Below are 19227 nucleotides of genomic sequence, written 5' to 3' on the forward strand. Positions count from 1 at the left end.
ACTTTCAACTGTTCACGTCCTGAGAGTGAGGAACACCGTTCCGCAAGCTCGCAAGAGAGGATGTGTAAACCCTAATCGTCAAGTACATTTAATTGCTCACGTCCTCTAGTAACATCTTGAAGTTTTTGTCTTAAAGGTTCAATTTGATAAATTTGCAAACGTGCCTCAATGAAAACACCATTTTCGGTATAACTTTCTTGGTATTCAATCTGTTGCTGCATCAGCTCATATTGAATAATTGCCCATTCATTAAACAAACAACTCAACTGAATGTGTTTTTTCTCAATCAATTCAATTTTTTCAGCCAATAGCAAACATTGACCAGCGCAACCACCATAGGCACGAACTAGCCCACCTGTACCAAGTTTAACGCCGCCATACCAACGATTGACCAATACAATCACATTGGTGAGATCATTACCTTCAATGGTTGCTAAAATTGGACGACCTGCTGTACCAGAAGGTTCACCATCATCATTAAATCGAACATGATGCCCAATCTTCCATGCCCAACATTGATGGGTCGTTGATGGATCTTTCATCTCTTCTAAGAAGCTTTTAACTTGCTGTTCATTTTCAACAATCGCAGCAATCGCTTGGAAACGACTTTTTTTAATGTCTTCTTCAAAAGTTACCGAACTGGCAATGGTGAATGGCATAAAACATAAATACAAACTTTAAAAAATGATTATAACAATTTTATGGGGTGATGTAGGGGAGGATGATCAGCATTCCATTATAAAAAATGGGTGCGATGATCAATCACCATCACACCCGACTATAAAGGTTTCAAATCAGCAGGAACTATCGTTCGCGTAATGCTTCTTTGGCTTTATTAAATGGTTTAAGTAAATAATCCATAATGGTTTTTTGTCCCGTACGGATATCTACAGTTGCAACCATACCCGGAGTAATATCGAATGCCGTACCCGCTTTGTTATAAAGTCGATCGGAATCAGTTCGAATATAAACACGATAGTAAAATTGATCTTGTTTTACTTCATCACGAATGGTATCAGGTGAAATCGTGGTGACTTTACCTTCCAAGCCACCATATACCGCATAATCATAAGCTGTGATTTTAACCAAAGCCTCTTGATTGGGATGAATAAATGCAATGTCACGTGGAGAAATACGTGCCTCAATTAAGAGTTTATCTTCCAAAGGCACAATCGTCATCAACTTGCCATTTTGAGGAATAACTCCCCCTTCAGTCGTCACATCAATTTCTTTCACCACACCTCTAACAGGCGCTCTAAATACCGCACGTTGTAAGCTATCGCTTCTTCCTTTGACCACTTGTAGTTGAGTTTGGATATCGGTATTGGCTTTTGATAATTCCTCACGCGCTTTTACATAGTACTGATTACGAATATCATTGATTCTATTTTGTAAATCATTCGCTTCGCGTTTTAAACGCAAGACTTCGACTTCACTGGCTGCACCTTTTGCAACCAACGGTGCTGTCATGGCCAATTCTTGTTGTACCAATTTAAGTGCTTGTTGATTACCTGAAACAGCCTCCTCTAAATTCATACGTCGTGAATAATAAAGTGCTGTTTCTTCTTTTACCAGTTTAGGTTCTTTCAAAACCTCTTCTGGAAAAACCAAAGCTGTATTACTGACTTCGGCACGTAAACGCGCTGCCGTTGCCTGTGCAGAACTCAGTAAAGATTGTGATTCACCCACATTTGAAGCGAGACGTGTCGGATCAAGCTGAGCTAAAATCTGTCCTTTTTCAACAATATCACCTTCCCTAACCTCGAGTTTAGTTAGAATCCCCCCTTCTAGTGATTGAATCGTCTGTTCTTTTGAAGATGGAACCACTTTACCTGTACCAGTAGAAACTTCCTCTAAACTAAACATCCATGCCCAAATGAGCAGTATCACTAAACCAATACCGATCAACCAAACAACAAGCGACGAACCTGGCAACTTCGGTTCCTTATAACTCACATTCATGGGACGACTGCTGCTTTGTTCTTGCTCACTCATGAACTATCCTCTTATTTTATTAAACTATTTTTTGTTTTGCCGCTGATTGTTGCAAGACGGTATCAGCAGGTCCATCCATGACGATTTTGCCATCATTCATCACAATAATACGATCAACCAATTCCAGCACTGCTCGGCGATGAGTGGCGACGATTAAAGTACGATAGCCCAGCCACCCCTTTAAATGATCTATCAATTGTTTTTCTGCGACATCATCAATAGCAGCGGTTGGTTCATCAAGCAGTAAAATATTCGGCTCACGAATCAATAACCGTGCGAGTAACAAGGCCTGTCGTTGCCCCCCAGAGAAACCTACTCCCCCCTCTAAAACCAAATGGTCCAATCCCTCTTTCTTTTCATGGATGAAACCCAATGCACCCGTCACTTTTAAAGCTTTTAGAATATCTTCATCACGTGCCAAGGGCGCACCTAGAGTCAAATTCTCACGAATAGTTCCGTAGAAAAGATAGGCATTTTGGTTTAATAATCCCATGTCACGACGGACATCAGCAGGATCAATCAAACTAATATCTAAATCATCCAAATGTACCGAACCTGAATTTGGAGTCTGCATTGCAGAGAGAATTTGCAATAATGTTGATTTACCAGCCCCATTTCGCCCCAGAATGGCAATTCGCTCGCCTGCCCGAATCTTTAATTTTTGAATCGCCAAGCTTGGTCGAGGATCATCTTCACCATACTGAAATACCACATTTTTTAGCTCATAATCGCCATGTAATACTTCTTTATGTACCAGATGTGCATGGTCAGCTTGATCAACTGGACGCTGCATCAATTCATCTAAACTTTTCTTCGCCACTTTTGCTTGCTGGAAACGACCAAGTATGCCTGTAATTTGTGATATTGGCGCCAACATACGTGATGATAAAATTGAACAAGCAACCAGCGCACCCGTGGTCATTTCACCTTCCATCACAGCAAAACATCCCACCAACACCACAATAGCGTAGGTGAGTCCTTGTAACTTCTGCGTCCAAGCTGTCAGTACACCCACAATTTTACGTTGTTGCATACTAATATCAGCAGAAATCTCATTCATATGATTCCATTGATTTTGGAAACGAGATTCTGCGCGGAGTAACTTAATATCTTCAATCCCTTGTACTGCTTCAACCAAAATCGCATTACGAATGGAGGATTCACGCATACCCTCTTGTGCGAGTTGAGCCAGTTTTTTCTGTACCAATATTGCTGGCAAAATCATTAAAGGGACGATCAACAGCATAACCCAAAATAAGTTTCCGCCAATAATTGCGAAAATAAACAGGAATAAAAAGAAGAATGGTAGATCGGCAATTGCACCCATCGTGGTCGAAGTAACAAGTTCTCGCACCCCTTCTAACTCACGAATTTGAGATATAAATGTTCCCGTCGATTTCGAACGCTCACTATTTTTTATTCTTAATGCATGACCAAACACGCGATCAGAAATACGTAGATCTGCACGCTTTCCAATAATGTCAGAAATATAAACACGTGAAATACGTAAAACAAACTCAAAGATTGCCGCAATCAGTACACCACCAGCCAGTACCCAAAGTGTTGGTATGGACTGTGAGGGAACAACGCGGTCATAGACTTGCATTGAGAAAACGATGGTTGCCAATGCCAGAACATTTGCAATCAAAGATGCAAACATAATATCGATATAGCGCTTCCAATCAGTTAAAACTATTGACCAAAACCAGCTTGGTTTATAGGGTTTAATATATTCATCAATACGTGCATCAGGAACTGATTGCTCTGGACGTAAGATATACACATTTTTGACAATGTGTTTTAACGCGCCTACTGCGAACTTTTGTGATAAACCCTGATCGCCACTGAGTTGAATACTGACATGTCCAGCCCCATCCGCTTTATCAATGACCCCGACTTGGCCATCTGCCAGTTCAACCAATATAGGTAAGCGCCAAGGATTAATGACATCATTGCTGAATTTTACTCTGCGTAAAGTGAGACCAATTTGCCGACTGATCAACGTCAAAACCTCATCAAGATTCTGATTTTGATTCCAATCTAACTGTAAGCGAACTCGCTCTTCCGAAGGCTCAATCCGATAATGCTTTGCAATCGTTAATATTGCCTGTAACCAAGGTTGGTAATCTATTTTTGTCATCATGGTTGCACCTCAAACCCTTGAATTTTTATATTATTCAGGTCATAGGCTTGGCGAGAACGGCCTGTGGCTGCAATATATTGAGCAATACTACTGTAAATATCATAACGTGCCATTTCTACTTCTGAATTTGCACTATGAATGGCTTGTTCAGCATTGAGTAAATCGACCAGTGTACGTGTTCCCAATTTATATTGTTCCTGATAAAGCTCGCGTGTCCGTACAGTGGTTGCTTGTTGTCCTGCTAACACTTGCATTTGACGTTGCTTATTTTCAATTTGTTCTCGACTGGTTCTGATCTGATCCAGCACTTTTAAATAAACGGTATTTACCTGTGCTTTTGCAGCCTCTTCTGCAAAACTCGCGGCTCTAATTCTCGAAGACGTTGCGCCTCCTTGATATAATTGACTGCTTGCTTCCAACATAATCGCACTATCAAACCCGCCATTTTTATCATTATTTGGATTACGCCCATGTAATGCTTGGCTTAATTCGCCTTTAACAGACAAGGTCGGATAATTACTGACTTTGGTCTGTATTTTTTGACTCCGTGCAACCTCAATTCCAGCCTGCGCTGCAATCATTTGAGGAATCGTATTAAACTGTGGCTCTACATATAAATCAGATTGTTTAATAAAATCATCAGTAATCGCCCATTGAACATTACGAGCATCAAAACCCAATAAGGTGTAAAGATGTTGCTGAAACTGACTGAGTAATGATTGTTGTGCGATCATCGCTGATTGGGCCGATTGCAAATATGATTGCGCCTGTACAGGATCTGCTTGGCTACTGATCCCTGCATTTGCTCTTAAATTCGCTATTTCCTGAATACGTTTCACCCCAGCAATCTGCTGATTGGCAATTCTTATGAGCTTTTGATAACGCTGAATATTAATAATCGTTTGTGTAACATCTAAAGAGATATCATCAATTTTGACTAAAACATTCGCTTGTTCTATCACTAATTTTGCTTGTTCAGTGCTAACGCCAGACCTCACTTTGCCAAAGTCATACAGCATTTGAGAGGCATTTAAAGCTAATATTTGTCGCCCTCTCTCTCCTTTTCTAGTCAAATCGCCTGTATTCACTCCCCCTGAAAGTTGCGGATAAAACCCCGATTTTGCTACATCGATATTGGCATTCTGTGCCGCCAGAGTTGCGAGCGTTTGTGAAATTTCAGGATTGCGCTGAACTGCAATTTGTATAGCATCTTTTAAGGTTTTGTTTTGGTTCTCCCATACCGCAGCAGGAACAACATCCATGGGGCGACCAGATCCAACGACAGGTAATTCAGTAGGCGATGAGTGAGTAGAAAAATTACTCAACTTCTGCATACTTGCGATTTTAAATTCATCATTACTTTTAGGTGTAAATAGCTGAGACAAATTATTCTTGAGGGAATGATACTGTTCACTTGGCGTTGAGGCATGTGTAACTGGTACAGATAAAGTTGCTATACAAAATAGCCACTTTAGATCCATACATGTCTTACGTGATCCCTCATCTATATCTACTATATATTTATTAATGCTCATATTCTTGTCATGTAATTATCGTTCAAAGCGTCTTCATTCTACTCTTATTTTTGTAGAAAACACCACGTTTCAAATGCCAATTTATCGACTGATAAGTGTTTGTTTTTTGTAAATTAGTTCACACTTTTTTTATTATAACCCTGAGATAGAATACCCACCACCGGACCTAAAACCGTTTATTTATCAGTATAATAAAAGAAAATAATGCCTTATTAGATTCAAATTCAAATTTCTCGTAGTATTGCTATTGCTGCTTCCATAAAAAAGAACCCTAAAGGTCCTTTTTCAAAGCTCAAATGATCTTAGCTACACCACAAAATCATCGCCTAAATAAACTTTACGCACTTGCTCATTATCAAGGATTTCTTGCGGCGTGCCTTCAGCAATCACAGCACCCTCACTAACAATGTACGCCTTTTCACAAATGGCCAAGGTTTCTCGTACATTATGATCTGTAATCAAAACACCAATTCCTCGATCTTTTAGTGTCTGAATAATGTCCTTAATATCCCCGACAGAAATAGGATCGACACCCGCAAAAGGTTCATCCAATAACATAAACTTCGGATCTGCGGCTAGAGCACGTGCAATTTCAGCTCGACGACGCTCACCACCAGAAACACTCATACCCAATGAATCTTTAATATGATTAATTTTAAAATCATTTAATAATTCATTCAAACGTTGCTGGCGTTGTTGCTTGTTTAAATCTTTACGCGTTTCCAAAATAGCCATAATGTTGTCGGCAATGGTCAGCTTTCTAAAGATTGAGGCTTCCTGCGGTAAATAGCCGATGCCTTTACGAGCACGCTCATGCATCGCAAGATCAGATAAATCTAGGTCATCTAAATGAATTTCGCCTTTATCCATCTGAACTAAGCCAACCACCATGTAAAAACTGGTGGTTTTCCCAGCACCATTGGGTCCGAGTAACCCAACGATTTGCCCACTTTGCATAGTAAAAGACACATCTTTTACGACCCAACGTTTGCTATAGTTTTTCGCCAAATGCTTAATGCATAAAGTTTGCGGTTGCTGCACCGATTGTTCCATTAATCACGCGCCCCTGGAAAACTTTTTGAACTTGATGGTGGAATAATAATCTGCACGCGATTAGTTGAAGAACCTTGAGCCTCAACATCCCCTTTATTCATACTATATTTCAAGCTATCACCACGGATACTGGAGCCATTCTGATAAAGATAAGCCTTTCCAGATAAAGTAAGGATACCCGTATCCGCATTATAGACAATCTGTTGCGCTTCACCGCGCGCTAAACCTTTATTCGTATCAATTTGCTGCTGAAATTTCGCCAGTTGACCTTTCGCAGTAATGGTCTGAATCTCTTTTTTACTATTTAAGGTCGCAATAATTGAATCAGCCTGAAGCTTCATCGTTCCCTGTTCAATCACAACATTTCCCGTATAAGTTGTGATACCCGTTCTATCATTATAGGTAGCACGATCAGCAACTAAAGAAAGTTGTTGATTACGATCAGATGGTAAAGCAAAGCTTGAACCAGAAACGAAAGCGGCCACAGCAATACAGGTAAACTGTTTTAAGAAAGTAAAATGATATTTAGAATTAAGAGCTTGGCGCATACTTTCCTCGAACTTTATAAAATTCATATTGACCATCATTCAAATTTGCTTTTAGCCCCTGACTCATAAACTCAGTTGTTGGGGATTGAACTGTGACTGGATGTTGGGTTTCTAGTTCTCTTGTTTTTGGATAACCCGTGATTTCATCTGTATGAAACTCCATGTTACCCTGATCAGATAAGTTTGTGACGACAACGTTTCCAGACAATACAATCTTACGATTTTCATCATAACCATTTGCATGTTGGGCTGAAAAAGTCGCATCAGCTTTTCCCTGTCTGTACATAACAGCATTCAACTGATCAAGCTGTGAGGTTTTTTGTTGCATGTCTTGCTGTAGTTGTTTTACTTCAGCCCGAATGTACAAATTACCCTGTTCATCTGTTTGTGTTAAATGAACACCGTGCGCTGAATACGTCATATTCTTCGCTGAGTCCACATCCAACTTTTTTGCCTTGCCGCTATAATAGTAATAACCACCACTGACTGAGGCGACCACAATAGCAACAATATATAAAACTTTGGTATCCATAAACAGGGTTACCTAACCTTTGAGCAAATCAACTCTATATGTATATTAATGTGGCACAGCAAGATATTTTTCAAGCAGCTCTTGGTAAACACCTTTTGCCATCAACAACATGTCACAGACCTCTCTTACAGCACCACGACCACCCATTGCTTGAGTAACCAAGTCGGCACGTCGACGTACTTCTTCATGCCCATTAGGAACTGTAATACTCATCCCTGCAATTGCAAATGCAGATAAATCAGGCCAATCATCACCCATATATAAACAGTCTTCAGGTAAGATGTTGAACTGTGCACAGGCTTCACGCAAGGCCGCCCCTTTATCTTCACGCCCTTGAAAAACCAAATCCACACCTAAATCTGACATACGTTTTTCAACAATATGACTTTTACGACCCGTGATAATAATCACTTTCATGCCAGCTTTTTGAACCAATTTCATCCCTAAACCATCGCGAATATCAAATGATTTAATTTCATCACCTGAATTGGTTAAGGTTACAAAGCCATCGCTTAAAATCCCATCCACATCAAGCACGAGTGCTTGTAAATGACGTGCTTGTTCTTGTAAAGCATAAGATGCCATGGCTTAATTTACTCCAGCTTCAATAAGATCGTGCATACTAATAACACCAATTACTTTTTTAGCATCATCAACAACAACGAATTGATTAATTTTTTTCTCATGCATTTTTTCCAATGCTTCCACTGCTCGAGCTTCTTGAGAAATCGTCATCGGATTTTCCGTCATCACGGCTGATACTGCGGCATTCACATCAAAACCCTGTTGTCGATCGATCATGCGACGTAAGTCACCGTCGGTAAAAATCCCTAATAAAGTATCTTGATCATCCACAACAGTGGTCAAACCTAAGCGTTTATCAGAAATTTCATATAGCACCTTATTCATTAGTGTATCAGGATGAACTTTGGGTAATTCTGCACCTGTATGCATCAAATGCCTCACATGCAAAAGTAAACGTTTGCCTAACGCCCCTGCTGGATGCGAACGCGCAAAATCATCTGCAGTAAATCCACGCGCTTCCAATAAGGCAACCGCTAAAGTATCACCTAACACAAGTGTTGCAGTGGTACTGGATGTCGGTGCTAAACCCAAAGGACATGCTTCATCCGCCAAACCTAGCGTTAGCGGAATATCTGCATTTTGTGGCATTGGACCTTTATCATCACGACTAATCGTAATCAAAGGTACTTCCAAATGCTTGATCAAAGGCATCAACATCATAATTTCATCACTCTTTCCAGAGTTTGAAATCGCAATCAGGACATCTCCACGCACCAACATACCTAAGTCGCCATGCCCTGCTTCACCAGGATGCATAAAGAATGATGGCGTTCCTGTTGAAGCAAAAGTCGCCGCCATTTTACGACCAATATGACCCGATTTGCCCATACCCGTGATCACGACACGACCTTTGCACTGCAATAAGATTTCACATGCACGATCAAAGCGTTCATCAATTTGTGTGGCAAGCACTTCTATGGCTTGTTGTTCAATACGCAAGGTTTCTAATGCGCTTTTTTGGAAATTTATGACTTGTGACATGTGAGTTTGACTCAAAATAATGCTCAATCTACTTGATAGTAGATGATTTTAATCAAAAGAATACGGCAGATTCTAGCATAACTATGAATTATACACGTTTCTAAATGTATAAGTTTTCAAGGATGATGAAGAGAGATAGAACAACCCAAAATCAACCATAATAAAAATATTTCCCCCCTCATCTTTTTTCTCCTGATAACTTTATGAAATAAAGCGCATACGTTATGATGTAACGCTAATTTTGTAGAGTGTTTGAAAACCCTTATGCAACCTTTTGTTCTATATAACTCTGAGCAACGTAAAAAAGTTGAATTTGTCCCACGTCAAGAAGGTCAAATCGATATCTATGTCTGTGGTATGACCGTATACGATTACTGTCATATTGGACATGCTCGCGTTATGGTTGCATTCGACTACATTATTCGCTTCTTACGTAGCCAAGGTTGGAAAGTTCGCTACATTCGCAACATTACCGATATTGATGACAAGATCATTGCACGTGCCAATGAAAACGGTGAAAGTATTCAAGCTCTCACCGCTCGATTTATTGATGCAATGAATCAAGATGCCGCAAATCTAGGTTGTATCGCGCCTGATGAAGCACCAAAAGCAACTGAATATATTGATCAAATGCAAAATATGATCAGTACTTTAGTGGACAATGGCGCAGCTTATCCTGCTGCGAATGGCGATGTTTATTTCGAAGTGACCAAATTTAATAAATATGGTCGCTTATCAGGTCGCAAACTGGATGATATGCAAGCAGGTGCTTCCGAACGTGTTGATGTCGAAGTTGATAAGAAACATCCTTTTGATTTTGTCCTTTGGAAACATGCCAAAGCAAATGAACCTGCATGGGCTTCACCTTGGGGCAATGGCCGTCCAGGTTGGCATATTGAATGTTCTGCTATGTCTACCTGCTGCTTAGGCAATCACTTTGATATTCACGGTGGCGGTTCAGATTTAATGTTCCCTCACCATGAAAATGAAATCGCGCAAAGTGAAGCATCAACAGGTGAACAGTATGTGAATTACTGGATGCATGTCGGTTTCATCAATGTTGATGGTGAAAAAATGTCTAAGTCTTTAGGCAACTTCTTTACTATTCGTGATGTGATGGAAAAATTCCACCCCGAAGTCATTCGCTACTTCATCGTGTCATCACATTATCGCAGTCCAGTCAACTTTTCCGATGTTGCATTAAAAGAAGCAAAAACAGCACTTAGCCGTTTTTATCATTCTTTTAAAGCCTATCAACAAGTCTATGGACAAAAAACAGTTGAAACATTAGAGCCAAATTTTGTTGAACGCTTTAACAGCGCAATGCGAGATGACTTTAATACTGCTGAAGCAATGGCGGTCTTATTTGAGCTGAATAAAGAGTTAAATCGTGCTGTCAAAGAACAACACGCTGAACAAGCGACCGTTCTATACTCAACACTACGAAACTTAACCAATATTTTGGCTTTAGTTCAACACGATGTAGATGAATTTTTAAAATCTGATATTGGTCAAGAAGCCCTTTCTTTATCTGATACCGACATTGAAGATTTCATTCAACAACGTGTGGATGCAAAAAAAGCCAAAGACTTCGTCAAAGCAGATGCAATTCGTCAGTCTTTACTCGATCAAGGTGTGGTACTTGAAGATAGCCGCCAAGGAACCATTTGGCGACGTGCCGACTAACTTAGTCAAAAAACAACCAATCAGTAACATAGAGAGTTGACAGTTTTATTAAACGCTCTATAATGCGTCCATATTGCGGGAATAGCTCAGTTGGTAGAGCATAACCTTGCCAAGGTTGGGGTCGGGAGTTCGAGTCTCCTTTCCCGCTCCAGATTCAAAAAATAGGCACTTATCTTTCGATAAGTGCCTATTTTATTATATATTTAATATCTTTCGATTTTTATCTCAGTCGTCTTGCTTTACCAAAGATTAAATAATACTTACACTCCCCTACTATCATTTCTCCTTAAGATTTCATAACTTGGATACCAATATTTTCACAAAGTTGTATCTAAGATGAAAAAATCACTGATTGTCATTTCTTTAACATCTATTTTTTTAGTGGCATGTAACAAAGCTGAAACCCCAAAAACAGAACAGCAAATACCTCCAGCAACCACAGCAGAAGTAACCTCCGAGTCAGCCATTGATAGTGAACATACAGCAGAAAACTCTTTAGATTGGAATGGTAGCTATAAAGGGATATTACCTTGCGCTGATTGTGAAGGTATTGAAACAAAACTAGAGCTGAATTCAGATAAAACTTTTGAGTTAGAAGAAACCTATCTCGGTAAAGGTGATGGTAAATCTTTTGAGAGTAAAGGTGATGGTAAATCTTTTGAGAGTAAAGGTACTTTCCAGTTTGATAACCACAACACCTCCATCATTCAATTAGACCAAGCTGGTGATAATCGCAAATACTTTGTCGCTGAAGGCTATTTAAAAGCACTTGATTTGGAAGGCAATGAAATCACAGGTGTATTAGCTGATCAATATCAACTGAAGAAAGAAGCTGAATAATTTTATCTACCACTGATACTCACAATATAAAAACCCTGCTTTATCAGCAGGGTTTTTTTTGAATCAAATCAGGGCTTAGCCACCGAATTGGTTCATTGTGTTTTTAGAATCATCACCAGCTTTCAAAGCATTGTCGCCAGCGAAGATTTCTTTATGGTCATCACCGATGTCAGAACCAGCCATTGCTTGGTGTTTAACACATGCGATACCACCACGGATTTCTTTACGTTGTACGCCAGCAACATAAGCCAACATACCTTCAGAACCGAAGTAACCTTGTGCAAGCTCATGAGTAGAAAGCGCAGCAGTGTGGTAAGTCGGAAGTGTAATCAAGTGATGGAACACGCCCGCTTCACGAGAAGCATCTGCTTGGAAAGTACGGATTTTTGCATCAGCATCAGCAGCTAATTCAGTTGCATCGTACTCAGCGCTCATTAATTTAGCACGGTCGTAAGCAGAAACGTCTTTACCTTCAGCAACCCAACGATCGTAAGCTTGTTGACGGAAGTTTAAAGTCCAGTTGAATGATGGGCTGTTGTTATAAACAAGCTTCGCATTTGGAACAGTTTCACGTACACGGTTAACCATGTGAGCGATTTCGTCAACGTTTGGAGTCGCAGTTTCGATCCAAAGAAGGTCAGCACCATTTTGAAGGCTAGATACACAGTCAAGTACAACACGGTCAATTTGAGTGTCAGCACGGAACTGATATAAACCAGAAGCTAAACGCTTAGGACGGTGTAATTTACCATTACGTTTGATCAAGATTTCATCTTCTTGAGCATCAGCAATATCAATTTCAGACGTTTCTAAGTAGCTAATGTACTGAGAAGCGATGTCACCTGGCTCTTTAACCACTGGGATTTTTTGAGTTAAGTCAGCGCCTTCAGAGTCAGTACGAGCAACGATGATACCGTCATCAAGACCCATTTCTAAGAATGCATAACGTAATGCATGGATCTTAGCAATGAAGTCTTCATGTGGAACTGTTACTTTACCAGCTTGGTGACCACATTGTTTCGCATCAGAAACTTGGTTTTCGATTTGAAGTGCACAAGCACCCGCTTCGATCATTTTCTTAGCAAGCAAGTAAGTTGCTTCTTCGTTACCGAAACCAGCATCGATGTCCGCAATAATTGGCACAACGTGAGTTTGGAAACCATCGATTTGAGCAGTGATTTCAGCAGCTTTAGCCGTATCACCAGCTTCGTTTGCTTTTTTAAGCGCACGGAACAAATCGTTTAATTCTTTCGCATCAGCTTGACGTAAGAATGTGTAGATTTCTCCAATCAACGCAGCAACTGAAGTTTTTTCGTGCATAGATTGGTCAGGAAGTGGACCAAATTCTGAACGAAGTGCAGCAACCATCCAACCAGAAAGGTAGATATAACGACGTTCAGTTGTACCGAAGTATTTTTTGTTCGCAATCATTTTTTGTTGCGCGATAAAACCGTGCCAGCAACCTAAAGATTGAGTATATTTGCTAGAGTCAGCATCATATTCAGCCATATCACGACGCATAATAGCAGCCGTATATTTAGCAATATCTAAACCTGTTTTGAATTGGTTTTGCAATTGCATACGTGCAGCATCTTCTGGGCTAATATCGCGCCAAGTGTCACCGAATTTTGCTTTTAGTTCGCGGATTGCATCAATCGCTGTTTGATATGTAGTCATGATATATTCCTTTGAGGATTGGCATCGAATGATGGCTAAAAATCATGCTTTTTTGCAGTCTAGATTTCAAGCACTTCATCAACATGTTTGACAGCTTAGTCTTTGCAAACAAATTTATCCAATATTCTAGGTTAATCTTCAGTATTTTTTTAAAAAATACATGAGTATGGACCTATTCAAAATAACATATATCAAGTTTAACATATTGTTTTAAATATGGATTTTCAAACCAAAACTCTATCTATGATATATCTATGGTATAGCAAAACAAAATATTTCCCCTATTAAGATCATCAAAAGTCTCCTCCAAAGATGATTTGAGTGGTGTTGCTGTTGGTCTTTTTTTATTATTTTCACTCAAATACGCAGTGAATTGAATGTTTATACAATAGAGAATTATGCTTACAGTAAGCTAAATCATTCTATGCTGCGCAATTGTTTTTATATCGTATTAAGTTACGCAAACTGCTTTAAATATGTCATAATCAAGCACAATTTAAAGATTTTATTTTCGGTATTTTTTTTATGAATCTGGAACGGGTCGATCTCAATTTATTAATATATCTTGATGTACTTCTTCGTGAAAAAAATGTCACACGTGCTGCGGAACAACTCGGTGTTACCCAACCAGCGATGAGTAATATTTTACGTCGTTTACGTAATTTATTTAATGATCCTCTGCTGATTCGCTCATCAGAAGGTATGACCCCTACTGAACGTGCTTTAGAATTACAACCTCGTATTCGTGATGCATTATCAGACCTTTCGATGATTCTTGAACCACGTACTGAGTTCCGACCGTATACCAGTACTCGCGTGTTTCGCATTATGACATCGGATTATGCTGAGGCAACTTTAGTTCCTCGCTTAGTGAAAGCATTGCGTTCAGAAGCACCAAATGTTGTACTCGATTTTTTAACCCCAAGTGATGTGTCATATCGAGACATGGAACAAGGTAAAGTCGATTTAGCCATTAACCGTTTCAATGAAATTCCTCAAAGCTTTCACCAAGTATTAGTCTGGCGTGATAGTTTTAGCTGTATTTTAAATGACAAACATCCTGCCGTTACTCACCTTAATCTCAAAAGTTATTTAGATGCTCAACATATTTGGGTATCCAAGACTGGGATGGGGGTTGGTTTTGGTGTAAACCCAGACAAACAAGCAGGTTTAGGTTGGATTGATCAAGCATTAGAACGTATCGGTCAACGTCGTAAGATTTCCGTCTTTACCCGACATTATCAAATGCCTGCACTTTTGGCACAAAATGTCGATTTGATCGCAACACTCCCAACACGGATGGCGCAACTACAAACACAAAATCAAAGACTGGTCATAAAAGATCCTCCTTTTTATATTCCAGAATTTGAACTTAAAATGGCATGGTGTCCTTTACTGCATCATCATCCAGCGCACCGTTGGTTAAGACAACTGATTTTATTTGTCGCACGCCAAATGATCGAAGAAGAAAACCGTGAATTTTTATTAAACAACTCACAGTTTTCACAATACTAAAATACGCTTGTCACTTTAAAATGATGAGCAGTGTTGAGTTAATCTAAGGATTAACTCAGCGTCTTTTTTATGTTAAAACATTATGATAATAATGATTCCAAAATCCAGGTGACGTGTGAGTCTCGTACAAAATATCATTATCATTGCTATGCTGATTGTTGCGGCAGGTTTTCTATCACTCACTGAAATCGCGCTTGCAGGTGCTCGTAAAGTTAAACTTAAGATTCTCGCTGAAGCTGGAGAACACCGCGCTCAAAAGGTGCTAGACCTACAGGAACAGTCTGCTGATTTCTTTGCTGCCTCACAAATAGGGCTAAATGCTGTTGCTATTTTAGGTGGTATTCTAGGTGAAGCCGCGTTTCGCCCCCATTTCATCGACCTGATTAGTCGGTTTTATACAGGGCCATGGTTAGAAAACATTGGTTTCGTATTGTCCTTTACCTTCGTTACATCCCTCTTTATTTTATTTGCTGATTTGATGCCAAAACGTTTGGCAATGATCGCGCCAGAAAAAATTGCCATTAGCGTCATTGAACCAATTCAGGTTTTCATTAAAGTTTGCAAACCCTTGGCTTGGGGTATCAATGCCATCGCAAACTTGTTATTCCGCCTCTTTAAAGTAAATACCGTTCGAGATGATAATATTACCTTTGATGATATTTCCGCGGTGATGGATGCTGGCGCCCAAGCGGGTGTTTTACAAAAACAAGAGCATCATTTCATTGAGAATGTATTCGAACTAGAAGAACGTACTGTTCCATCGAGTATGACGACTCGTGAAAATGTGGTTTATTTTACGCTGAAAGAAAATGAAAGTAGTATTCGCCAGAAATTAGCAGAATATCCTTATTCAAAGTTTTTGGTCTGCAATGAACATATTGATCAAGTCATTGGCTATGTCGATACCAAAGACATTTTAGTCCGTATTTTAAATAATCAATCCTTGCTACAACTGAATGAATCCACGATTCGTACGGTTCTCATGCTTCCAGATACCCTAACCCTATCCGAGGTACTGGATCGATTTCGCTCAACCAAAGAAAAATTTGCAGTTGTCATCAATGAATATGCATTTGTAGTCGGTGTCATTACATTGAGCGATATTATGATTACGGTGATGGGAGATTGGGTTACACCACTGGAAGAAGACCTACAAATTATTAAGCGTGATAATCATTCATGGTTAATTGATGGTAGTACCCCGATTGAAGATGTAAAGCACGTCTTAGAAATTGAAGAATTCCCTGAAAATGAAAACTACGAAACGATTGCAGGCTTTATCATGTATCGCTTACGCAAGATTCCTCGCCCAGCCGATGCTGTAGAATATGCTGGTTTCAAATTTGAGGTCGTCGACATTGATCACTATAAAATTGATCAGTTACTGGTGACTCAAATTCTATCGAGCCAAGAAAGCGAGTCCTTTTCAATTCAAGAAGACTAATATTGCATTGAATTACAAAGCCCATTGACTGGGCTTTGTTCTATTTCATAACCAACCAAATGAAGACGAGCAAAATAAAGAAGATCAAAACAAAAATTTTGATGCCACTTCGACTACGCTGGGCCAATTGCTCTTGGATACGCGCCTGTTCTTGTGGATGATCTTGCAAATATTGGTCCACTAAATCTTTCGATTCTTTTAAGCCTAAACCCGTTTTCTCACGGGTAATCTTAATCGCATCAATCAATTTACCTTCTCGTAATACCTGTAAAGCCTCTGGCGGAATCTTCGTAGCTAAGCGCATAAAATAAACAATCCTTGTTACTTTCAATGAGAGGATTCAAGCACGACAAGGCGTTTACTATATTTTAATTACCACCATATAGTGAAATTAACGCATCAAGTGTTGCTTGATAATGAATCGAGATATCTTCAGCTAAAATTTTGTAGGCATTGTCAAACTGAACCATCGGCCAACCTTCCTTCCAAAATGGAAAAATATTGTGTAGACCTTCAGTGACAATCGCATCTTCACGACTAATTGCTTGGGCAACTTGAGATAGAACCTGTGCCGTTTCTGCGCCATCAATCGCAAGATAATCAATACCACGTACTTTTAAAATACGGATACGATCCTTTTTATAACGGATTTTTTTTGCCTGACCAGCATTTAAACCCAACGCTAATGTCACCGCTTCAACAAATTTTTCTTCAAAACTTGTGTTCAACGCCACTAAAGCTTGTTTATGTGCTTCTTGACGGCCCGCTTTACCACCATGAACGATCATCTCTTTGGCTTCAACATCAAGCTCATCTTTTTTCATAGACTGTAAAATGTCTAAAATTTCGATATCGCTTAAAGATTCAGGAGAGCGTTCAATCATGGGAGTCCTTGGACAAAAATATAAAGGACTATTGTCGCATAAAAGCGATATCAAAGTAGGATAAAAATTAAAATTGCATAAGGACTGTTGTTATTATATTTGGGTATTTATTCTTTACTATTTTAGATGGCCGCCATACAAAAGAAACCCGCTTTCGCGGGTCTTCTTAAAACCAATCTCATCAATTACAGACGAACCAATTCCACCACTTGTTCAGCAGCTTCGTCCACAGTCTCGGCCGTAATATCAGTGTCTGTACCTTCAACTGTTGTGGTCACAACAACCACACCCGTTTCACGTAACAAATTGATTTGCTCAACGGTTAAATTGGCTTTGGCAATTGCAACTACACCTTGTTGAATCAATACGCTCTCTAAAGCATGCGCTTTTTCGATCAACTGTGCAGAAACACCAATCACCGCAGGTTTTTGACCCAAACGCGCAGCACGATCTTCCGCAGTGACAGGGTTGCTATGTGCAGTCCATTCCACTGCCGCCTCAACCATCCCTGCACCAACCGTTACATTACTTAAACGGTCAATAAAGATGAATGAACCTGTGTAACGACTGTCTTGATATTGATCAAATACTACTGGCGCATCAAATTCAACCACAACATCCGCAATCGCATTTAACTCAAGCTCTTCCACCTGAGTATGCTCAAGTGTGTTCACATTAACGCGATAATTAATTGCAGTTACTTTTGCAGGAACAGTTTGAGTGCCCACTTTCAGATTATACAACTTGCCTTTTACCAAAGGATGCTCAGTCATCCATACCACAGATGCACGTACACTACGTGAAATCAGGGGTTGTTCGCCTGCACGTACTAAAACATTACCACGAGAAATATCAATTTCATCATTTAAAGTCAAAGTTACGGCTTGACCAGCAAAAGCATGCTCAAGATTACCATCAAAAGTCACGATCTCTTTAACCGTTGATTTTTTACCTGATGGCAAAGCTAAAATTTCATCACCAACGTTAATTCCGCCTAGTGCAATCGTACCTGCAAAGCCGCGGAAATCCAGATTAGGACGATTGACATATTGAACAGGGAAACGGAACTCTTGCTTATTCGATTCGCGTTTAATTTCCACTGATTCAAGAATATTCATCAAGGTTTGACCCTTGTACCACGGCGTGCTTACAGATGGATTAACAACGTTATCACCATTCAGCGCAGAAATTGGTACAAACTGAATATTCTCAGGACGACGATTACCAAGCTGGCTGACAAAGGCATCATATTCCACTTGGATTTCATTGAAACGTACCGCAGAAAATTCGACCAAGTCCATTTTATTAATGGCAACTACGATATTTTTAATACCGAGTAAACTTGCAATAAAGGTATGACGACGTGTTTGTGTTTGCACACCATAACGCGCGTCAATCAGAATAATTGCAAGATCCGCAGTAGACGCACCTGTCGCCATATTACGGGTATATTGCTCATGTCCCGGTGTATCTGCAATGATGAACTTACGCTTTTCAGTTGAGAAATAACGGTAAGCGACATCAATGGTAATGCCCTGTTCACGCTCTGCTTGTAAACCATCAACAAGTAATGCAAGGTCAGGTGCATCACCGGTAGTACCGACTTTCTTACTGTCGCGTGTAACTGCTTGCAATTGATCTTCATAAATCAATTTTGAATCATAAAGCAAACGACCAATTAAAGTACTTTTACCATCATCGACATTACCGCATGTTAAGAAGCGTAATAAGTCTTTTTGTTCATGCTGTTTTAAATATCCCAAGATGTCTTGGCTAATAAGATCTGATTGATGAGACATTGCTCAAAAC

Annotated in this window: 17 protein-coding genes and 1 tRNA gene; 5 read left to right on the forward strand and 13 right to left on the reverse strand. The window is 39.7% G+C overall.

The window, feature by feature from the left end; translation table 11 throughout:
- Positions 1-71 precede the first annotated feature (71 nt).
- The 9 genes from MMP72_RS05310 to MMP72_RS05350 form a co-directional block, all read right to left on the reverse strand.
- A complete protein-coding gene (locus MMP72_RS05310) occupies positions 72-659 on the reverse strand; it encodes a YigZ family protein (RefSeq protein WP_241315243.1) in 588 nt (195 codons plus the stop codon).
- A 145-nt stretch (positions 660-804) separates the two neighbouring features.
- Positions 805-1995 carry an HlyD family efflux transporter periplasmic adaptor subunit gene (locus tag MMP72_RS05315; RefSeq protein WP_241315246.1) on the reverse strand — a complete coding sequence of 397 codons (1191 nt, stop codon included), beginning with the start codon at positions 1993-1995 and terminating at the stop codon, positions 805-807.
- 19 nt (positions 1996-2014) lie between these two features.
- Positions 2015-4138 (reverse strand): type I secretion system permease/ATPase, encoded by a 2124-nt coding sequence (locus tag MMP72_RS05320; protein WP_241315248.1) that lies wholly within the window; start codon positions 4136-4138, stop codon positions 2015-2017.
- Positions 4135-5673, reverse strand: coding sequence for a TolC family protein (locus MMP72_RS05325; protein ID WP_241315250.1), 1539 nt, complete (start codon positions 5671-5673; stop codon positions 4135-4137). Before MMP72_RS05325 ends, MMP72_RS05320 begins: the two co-directional genes overlap by 4 nt.
- 306 nt (positions 5674-5979) lie before the next feature.
- A complete protein-coding gene (gene lptB / locus MMP72_RS05330) occupies positions 5980-6726 on the reverse strand; it encodes an LPS export ABC transporter ATP-binding protein (protein ID WP_241315253.1) in 747 nt (248 codons plus the stop codon).
- Positions 6726-7274, reverse strand: coding sequence for a lipopolysaccharide transport periplasmic protein LptA (gene lptA / locus MMP72_RS05335; RefSeq protein ID WP_241315255.1), 549 nt, complete (start codon positions 7272-7274; stop codon positions 6726-6728). Before lptA ends, lptB begins: the two co-directional genes overlap by 1 nt.
- On the reverse strand, positions 7258-7806 hold the full coding sequence (gene lptC / locus MMP72_RS05340) for an LPS export ABC transporter periplasmic protein LptC (protein ID WP_241315257.1): 549 nt from the start codon (positions 7804-7806) through the stop codon (positions 7258-7260). The genes lptA and lptC overlap by 17 nt, the downstream gene beginning before the upstream one ends.
- 45 nt (positions 7807-7851) lie before the next feature.
- A complete protein-coding gene (locus tag MMP72_RS05345) occupies positions 7852-8391 on the reverse strand; it encodes an HAD-IIIA family hydrolase (protein WP_241315258.1) in 540 nt (179 codons plus the stop codon).
- Between the two features lie 3 nt (positions 8392-8394).
- On the reverse strand, positions 8395-9372 hold the full coding sequence (locus MMP72_RS05350) for a KpsF/GutQ family sugar-phosphate isomerase (protein ID WP_241315261.1): 978 nt from the start codon (positions 9370-9372) through the stop codon (positions 8395-8397).
- Between the two features lie 264 nt (positions 9373-9636).
- Between MMP72_RS05350 and cysS the strand changes: the two genes are divergently transcribed.
- The 3 genes from cysS to MMP72_RS05365 all read left to right on the forward strand — a co-directional run bounded on the left by cysS (position 9637) and on the right by MMP72_RS05365 (position 11898).
- Positions 9637-11058: a cysteine--tRNA ligase gene (gene cysS, locus MMP72_RS05355; RefSeq protein ID WP_241315263.1), complete on the forward strand. Its 1422-nt coding sequence runs from the start codon at positions 9637-9639 to the stop codon at positions 11056-11058.
- A gap of 75 nt (positions 11059-11133) precedes the next feature.
- Positions 11134-11209: transfer RNA gene (locus MMP72_RS05360), tRNA-Gly, on the forward strand.
- Between the two features lie 185 nt (positions 11210-11394).
- On the forward strand, positions 11395-11898 hold the full coding sequence (locus MMP72_RS05365; RefSeq protein WP_241315265.1) for a copper resistance protein NlpE: 504 nt from the start codon (positions 11395-11397) through the stop codon (positions 11896-11898).
- Positions 11899-11973: 75 nt separating this feature from the next.
- On the opposite strand, the gene MMP72_RS05370 is transcribed toward MMP72_RS05365, so the two are convergent.
- Positions 11974-13575, reverse strand: a complete 1602-nt coding sequence (locus tag MMP72_RS05370) for an isocitrate lyase (RefSeq protein WP_241315268.1) — start codon at positions 13573-13575, stop codon at positions 11974-11976.
- A 525-nt stretch (positions 13576-14100) separates the two neighbouring features.
- On the opposite strand from MMP72_RS05370, the gene MMP72_RS05375 reads away from it, so the two are divergent.
- Together MMP72_RS05375 and MMP72_RS05380 are read left to right on the forward strand one after the other, a co-directional pair.
- Positions 14101-15090: a LysR family transcriptional regulator gene (locus MMP72_RS05375; protein ID WP_004668785.1), complete on the forward strand. Its 990-nt coding sequence runs from the start codon at positions 14101-14103 to the stop codon at positions 15088-15090.
- Positions 15091-15205: 115 nt separating this feature from the next.
- A complete protein-coding gene (locus MMP72_RS05380; protein WP_241315270.1) occupies positions 15206-16534 on the forward strand; it encodes a hemolysin family protein in 1329 nt (442 codons plus the stop codon).
- Positions 16535-16574: 40 nt separating this feature from the next.
- On the opposite strand, the gene MMP72_RS05385 is transcribed toward MMP72_RS05380, so the two are convergent.
- The 3 genes from MMP72_RS05385 to cysN all read right to left on the reverse strand — a co-directional run bounded on the left by MMP72_RS05385 (position 16575) and on the right by cysN (position 19217).
- Positions 16575-16838 (reverse strand): ribosomal protein L7/L12, encoded by a 264-nt coding sequence (locus MMP72_RS05385; protein ID WP_241315272.1) that lies wholly within the window; start codon positions 16836-16838, stop codon positions 16575-16577.
- Positions 16839-16902: 64 nt separating this feature from the next.
- The gene (locus tag MMP72_RS05390; RefSeq protein WP_241315274.1) at positions 16903-17418 is read right to left on the reverse strand and encodes a hypothetical protein; all 516 of its coding nucleotides are present in this window, start codon (positions 17416-17418) and stop codon (positions 16903-16905) included.
- 185 nt (positions 17419-17603) lie between these two features.
- Positions 17604-19217 carry a sulfate adenylyltransferase subunit CysN gene (gene cysN, locus MMP72_RS05395; protein ID WP_241315276.1) on the reverse strand — a complete coding sequence of 538 codons (1614 nt, stop codon included), beginning with the start codon at positions 19215-19217 and terminating at the stop codon, positions 17604-17606.
- Positions 19218-19227: the final 10 nt, after the last annotated feature.

Source organism: Acinetobacter sp. NIPH 2699 (assembly GCF_022549355.1).
Classification (GTDB): domain Bacteria; phylum Pseudomonadota; class Gammaproteobacteria; order Pseudomonadales; family Moraxellaceae; genus Acinetobacter.

Bases quoted from the DNA above. Each gene is read 5' to 3' on its own strand.
- MMP72_RS05310 (WP_241315243.1), bottom strand. From the start codon at position 659: ATGCCATTCACCATTGCCAGTTCGGTAACTTTTGAAGAAGACATTAAA.
- MMP72_RS05315 (WP_241315246.1), bottom strand. From the start codon at position 1,995: ATGAGTGAGCAAGAACAAAGCAGCAGTCGTCCCATGAATGTGAGTTAT.
- MMP72_RS05320 (WP_241315248.1), bottom strand. From the start codon at position 4,138: ATGATGACAAAAATAGATTACCAACCTTGGTTACAGGCAATATTAACG.
- MMP72_RS05325 (WP_241315250.1), bottom strand. From the start codon at position 5,673: ATGAGCATTAATAAATATATAGTAGATATAGATGAGGGATCACGTAAG.
- lptB (WP_241315253.1), bottom strand. From the start codon at position 6,726: ATGGAACAATCGGTGCAGCAACCGCAAACTTTATGCATTAAGCATTTG.
- lptA (WP_241315255.1), bottom strand. From the start codon at position 7,274: ATGCGCCAAGCTCTTAATTCTAAATATCATTTTACTTTCTTAAAACAG.
- lptC (WP_241315257.1), bottom strand. From the start codon at position 7,806: ATGGATACCAAAGTTTTATATATTGTTGCTATTGTGGTCGCCTCAGTC.
- MMP72_RS05345 (WP_241315258.1), bottom strand. From the start codon at position 8,391: ATGGCATCTTATGCTTTACAAGAACAAGCACGTCATTTACAAGCACTC.
- MMP72_RS05350 (WP_241315261.1), bottom strand. From the start codon at position 9,372: ATGTCACAAGTCATAAATTTCCAAAAAAGCGCATTAGAAACCTTGCGT.
- cysS (WP_241315263.1), top strand. From the start codon at position 9,637: ATGCAACCTTTTGTTCTATATAACTCTGAGCAACGTAAAAAAGTTGAA.
- MMP72_RS05365 (WP_241315265.1), top strand. From the start codon at position 11,395: ATGAAAAAATCACTGATTGTCATTTCTTTAACATCTATTTTTTTAGTG.
- MMP72_RS05370 (WP_241315268.1), bottom strand. From the start codon at position 13,575: ATGACTACATATCAAACAGCGATTGATGCAATCCGCGAACTAAAAGCA.
- MMP72_RS05375 (WP_004668785.1), top strand. From the start codon at position 14,101: ATGAATCTGGAACGGGTCGATCTCAATTTATTAATATATCTTGATGTA.
- MMP72_RS05385 (WP_241315272.1), bottom strand. From the start codon at position 16,838: ATGCGCTTAGCTACGAAGATTCCGCCAGAGGCTTTACAGGTATTACGA.
- MMP72_RS05390 (WP_241315274.1), bottom strand. From the start codon at position 17,418: ATGATTGAACGCTCTCCTGAATCTTTAAGCGATATCGAAATTTTAGAC.
- cysN (WP_241315276.1), bottom strand. From the start codon at position 19,217: ATGTCTCATCAATCAGATCTTATTAGCCAAGACATCTTGGGATATTTA.